Origin of the sequence: Pedobacter vanadiisoli (assembly GCF_042684385.1) — a bacterium.
Classification (GTDB): domain Bacteria; phylum Bacteroidota; class Bacteroidia; order Sphingobacteriales; family Sphingobacteriaceae; genus Pedobacter; species Pedobacter vanadiisoli.
On record NZ_JBHULL010000022.1, the window covers coordinates 1 to 1,298 of the forward strand.

The window sequence follows — 1,298 nt, forward strand, 5'->3', positions numbered from 1 at the left end:
CCCTTCAGTTCCTCCACCGACAGGTATTTTTTGCGGTAGAACATTTCAGACTTTAGCGTACCAAAAAAGTTTTCCATTATGGCATTATCCAGGCAGTTGCCCTTTCTCGACATACTCTGTGTAATTCCATTCTTGAGCAGAATACCCTGGTAACTCTTCATCTTGTATTGCCATCCCTGGTCGGAATGCAGTATGGGTTTAGCATTACCTGGCTTTTTTTTCAATGCCCGATCCAGCATATCGGTAACCTGCCCGAAGTCCGGCCTTAGGGATTGCGAATAACTTATAATCTCTCCATTGAACAAATCAATTATGGTTGAGAGAAACAGTTTCTTGCCGGTTACATTGAATTCGGTAACATCGGTCGCCCATTTTTCAAATGGCCTGTCAACATTAAACTCCCTATTGAGTATATTGGGAACTATTTTGTCCTCTTCTGCCTTATACGACCTATATTTCTTAAGCCTGACGGCACTTTTCAGGCCCATCTCTCCAGTGAGCCTCAATACTGTTTTATGATTGATAGCATGCCCTTCCTTTTTTAGCTGGAGCAGCATCCGCCTATAGCCATATCTGCCTTTATGCTGCTTGTAGAGCACATTCAGGCGGTCCCTGACCACTCGGTACTTGTCATCCGTGCTATTGCATTTCATACAGTAATAAAATGAGCTCCGCGCCATACCAGCCACCTCTAAAAGCACTGACAGGTCAAACATATTCCTTAATCCCTGAATGATCAGTGCTTTTTGTTTTCCTTTGATTCTTCTTTCTGGATTAAGGCCCGTAACTTTTTTAAAAACGCGACCTCCGCACGTAAACGATTGTTTTCTTCCAGGACCTGTTCATGATCTGTCTGCAGGGAAGGTGCTTTTTTCGGAATCTTTGGCTTCATGAGACGATGTTTTCCTCTTGTTGTTTCGGACAGCCCCTCGGCTCCAGCAGATTCGTATATCCTTAACCAATTTGATAGGACACTATTGCATCTGATGTTAAACTGAAGGCATGTCTCCCTCAAAGATACCTTATTGGAAATAAAGTAACGGATAACCTCAAGTTTGTTTTCCAATGAATAGACCCTCGACTGGGGAATTAATCCGGCCTCTCCAAAACGTTTATAGAACTCTACCCACTGATAGACCATACGCCGTTCGATACCATTTTCCCTTGAGATTGAAACCAAAGATTTCTCTCTACTTAAGACCTGACCGATGATAGCCAGTTTAAATTCCAGACTATACTTAATTTTTCTGCTCATAAAATGCTCCTATTAAAGTGTCCAACTTTTTGGGGGCAGTCCA

Annotated in this window: 2 protein-coding genes; both read right to left on the reverse strand. The window is 42.6% G+C overall.

All coding sequences use genetic code 11. The annotated features are described in order from the left end of the window. A partial coding sequence (locus ACFSR6_RS17525) for an IS3 family transposase (RefSeq protein WP_379081235.1) occupies positions 1-761 on the reverse strand: 761 nt, incomplete at its 3' end. Then, on the reverse strand, positions 737-1,255 hold the full coding sequence (locus tag ACFSR6_RS17530; protein ID WP_379081234.1) for a transposase: 519 nt from the start codon (positions 1,253-1,255) through the stop codon (positions 737-739). The genes ACFSR6_RS17530 and ACFSR6_RS17525, both read right to left, overlap by 25 nt. Positions 1,256-1,298: the final 43 nt, after the last annotated feature.

Excerpts from the sequence above, each read along its gene's own strand:
- ACFSR6_RS17530 (WP_379081234.1), bottom strand. The coding sequence starts at position 1,255 with ATGAGCAGAAAAATTAAGTATAGTCTGGAATTTAAACTGGCTATCATC.